The sequence below is a fragment of the Paenibacillus sp. OT2-17 genome (genome assembly GCF_009827695.1).
GTDB lineage: Bacteria > Bacillota > Bacilli > Paenibacillales > Paenibacillaceae > Paenibacillus > Paenibacillus polymyxa_B.
The window spans coordinates 1-2971 of record NZ_WUDQ01000453.1 but is presented as its reverse complement, the minus strand read 5'-3'; the positions used below and the strand labels follow the sequence as shown (position 1 = coordinate 2971).

Annotated in this window: 5 protein-coding genes; 2 read left to right on the top strand and 3 right to left on the bottom strand. The window is 44.8% G+C overall.

The window, feature by feature from the left end:
- A partial coding sequence (locus tag GRP75_RS22955) for an FAD-dependent oxidoreductase (RefSeq protein ID WP_160790462.1) occupies window positions 1–180 on the bottom strand: 180 nt, incomplete at its 3' end.
- Window positions 181–306: 126 nt separating this feature from the next.
- Entirely contained in the window at window positions 307–540 is a 234-nt protein-coding gene (locus tag GRP75_RS22950; RefSeq protein WP_160790461.1) for a hypothetical protein, read from the bottom strand.
- Between the two features lie 208 nt (window positions 541–748).
- On the opposite strand from GRP75_RS22950, the gene GRP75_RS22945 reads away from it, so the two are divergent.
- A complete protein-coding gene (locus tag GRP75_RS22945; protein WP_023989232.1) occupies window positions 749–1345 on the top strand; it encodes a thymidine kinase in 597 nt (198 codons plus the stop codon).
- Between the two features lie 171 nt (window positions 1346–1516).
- Window positions 1517–2293 carry a sporulation protein gene (locus tag GRP75_RS22940; protein WP_160790460.1) on the top strand — a complete coding sequence of 259 codons (777 nt, stop codon included), beginning with the start codon at window positions 1517–1519 and terminating at the stop codon, window positions 2291–2293.
- Between the two features lie 108 nt (window positions 2294–2401).
- Here the strand turns inward: GRP75_RS22940 and GRP75_RS22935 are convergent, their stop codons facing one another.
- Window positions 2402–2806 (bottom strand): hypothetical protein, encoded by a 405-nt coding sequence (locus GRP75_RS22935; protein WP_160790459.1) that lies wholly within the window; start codon window positions 2804–2806, stop codon window positions 2402–2404.
- Between the last annotated feature and the right edge of the window lie 165 nt (window positions 2807–2971).

Here is a 2971-nt window from a genome sequence, read left to right as displayed (position 1 = left end):
ATATACTTCCGCACTGCGCAGCAAGGCTTTACTCGGAATGCAACCACGGTGCAGACAGGTTCCACCAAGCTTGTCCTTTTCGATGATAACCACTTCCTTGCCTAGCTGGGCGGCACGAATGGCTGCTACATACCCCCCGGTTCCTCCACCCAAAATAGCGACATCACAATGTATAGTCATGTTTCTCCTCCATTAACAATTGATTATATATAGCTTATTGTACTCTCTTTATTTCACTGTACAAAATATAGCATTTAGGCATAGGCTACAAAAAAGATAACCCTTTAATCCAGATATCTTTCCATATCATTCATACAGCGCATCTCGTAATTTAGTAGACATCCTTGGACTTTGTGCTGATTTGGCTCGCAGCGCCATGCGAAATGATTCATTTTGCTTGCGCAGAAAGTTCAGCTCTGTCTCCAGCTCAGTGATGAGTTCTAGAGCTTGCGGGCTGATCAGCCCTTGCTCCAGTAATGCTCCTTTTTTGGCACTATAATCCGTATTTTTTTCGTCCATGCCTTTCACTCTTCCCTTCATTCCACTACGCTTCACCATATCATGCCAGAGGCGGCAGAGCAATGACGACCACATTTACGTTTTAGGAATAGACATACAACAACATGTCGAAAAACAATATATTTTCTCTAGTCTGTATGCGGCTGGTTATGGTAATCTATAATGGCGTTTTCTTTCGGAGAAGAAGATTTACAGTGTTATGTACATGTTACAGAGAGGGGAATTCGCTTTGCCTACAGGACGAATTACGATTATTACAGGCCCCATGTTCAGTGAAAAATCCGGCGAATTGATTCGCCGCTGTCAAAAACTAATCCAATACGGGCATCGTAAAGTGGTCGCTTACAAACCCGCTGAAGATAACCGCTATGCCGAGGACGAAATAGTAAGCCGGATCGGATATCGCCTGCCCGCTATCTCTATCCCCAGAAAACTCACAGATGAGCTCGTTCAGCGTATTTTGCAAGAAACAAAAGATGCAGACGTGGTTGCCTTTGACGAAGTCCAGTTTTTCAGTCGTCATATTATGTCGCTCGTACAAGAGTTAGCTTATTGCGGCAAGCATGTAATTGCCGATGGGCTGAATCTGGATTATCGGGGCAAGGAGTTCGGCTATGTTGGTGGTCTGCTCGCCATGGCGGATGATATCGAGAAGCTGACTTCCTTTTGCGCTGTATGCGGTAGCTCGGAAGCAGTATTTACGCAACGTATGGTAAATGGTAAACCTTCCACTGTAGGACCTATTGTGATGATCGGTGACTCTGAGGCTTATGAGCCTCGCTGTCGAAATTGCTTTATACCTCCTCATAAAGTGAACTGCGATTAGTAGACAGATAGATCGACAAGCTGCAATATGCCTACGTGAGTACCAGTTACTTTTTTCTTGCATTTTTTTGGAACGATTCGAACCATTGCCCCGTATATCCGGTTAAGCTGTACAAGTTTTTAGTTTTCGTTTGTATATCATGACCATGAGGTTATCTGGGGGGACGGAATAATGAGTTTTTTCAACAAAATCTTAGCAAGCGCAGGAATCGGTTCAGCTAAAGTCGATACGCTGGTAGATCAAACCGTATATGTGCCTGGGGAAGAACTTAGTGGTATCATGCGCATCAAAGGCGGCAAGATTGATCAGGAAATCGGCAAAATTGACATTGAGCTCAAGACTGAATATATCGTGGAGCACGATGATAAAAAAACTACCACCACCTGCTGTATTGCACGGATCAAGGTATCTGACGGCTTTCATCTAGAGCAAGGACAGGAGCTTGAAATTCCTTTCTCCTTCAGATTGCCGTTGGAAACTCCTGTTACTCACGCCAAACAGCCCGTCTGGCTGGAAACAGCATTAGATATTGGCATGGCTTTGGACCCGACCGATCGTGATTCACTCAAAATCGAGCCACATCCCTATATGAATACAGTGTTTGAGGCGGTTCATCTGTTGGGCTTCCGATTCCGTTCCTCCACCTGCGAACGTCACCCTAAGCTGGGACGCGGTGTTCCGTACGTACAGGAATTTGAATTTACGCCCGGATCAGAGTATGCACGTGATATCGAGGAGCTGGAGCTGATTATGCAGTTGGAACCCGAGGGTGTGCATGTGCTTGTAGAAGTAGACCGCAGGGGCAGAGGGTTATCTGGTTGGCTGGAGACTGCCTTTGATATGGATGAGCGTCATGCTTGGTTGAGCTTAAGCCGGGAAGAGCTATCCTATGGACCAGATCACATAGCAGATGCGCTTGAGGAATTGATTGACAGGCAAATTAGATAACAATGTAAAGCACAAACAAAAAAACTCCTAACCAATTTACTGCATCGGTTGGGAGTTTTTATTAATTATAAGAATTTTTTAATGATGGTCCTAAATCGTCTGTATAGACTAAAGTGGCAACATATCCTGTCTTTCCGCCTTATGCTTACACTCTTTGCATACCCCATACAGCGATCCATTGTCATCCGCATAGAAGGTTAATTTGTCTTCTTTTTTACAAAAGAAGCATTTTTGCTTGCCTGTGCTCTGGATAGAGTCAGACAGTCCAAACCCAGTTTGCGCCTGAATACCTGCTGCTTTTGCATTCGCGCGTGAACCGGAAGACACTTTAGACTTAGGTTCATTTCCGGTGCGGGATTGTCGAGCGGACTTATGAGGACGAAATTCAACGACATTACTGCCCTGCTGTTCATTCACTTGTTTGTTGCTGCTGCGACTACGCCTTGCTTTAACAATCCAACCCAACGCCACCAACAACACGCCGAAGAACACCCAAGTCAGACTATTCCACATGCTCTCATCCCCGCCTTTGCTTTAGAATTAATTGGGTTAATACTACTAGCCCGTTCAATGCGATGACTTAGCCTATAGCTTTATTCATTGAAATATACCCGTTATACAGCCTCTGTGCTGTTCATCCGATTGTCTACCCATATAAAAATCGTACCCTCCATTGCA

Coding starts and splice junctions, on each gene's coding strand:
- GRP75_RS22950 (WP_160790461.1), bottom strand. CDS start 540: ATGAAGGGAAGAGTGAAAGGCATGGACGAAAAAAATACGGATTATAGT.
- GRP75_RS22935 (WP_160790459.1), bottom strand. CDS start 2,806: ATGTGGAATAGTCTGACTTGGGTGTTCTTCGGCGTGTTGTTGGTGGCG.
- GRP75_RS22940 (WP_160790460.1), top strand. CDS start 1,517: ATGAGTTTTTTCAACAAAATCTTAGCAAGCGCAGGAATCGGTTCAGCT.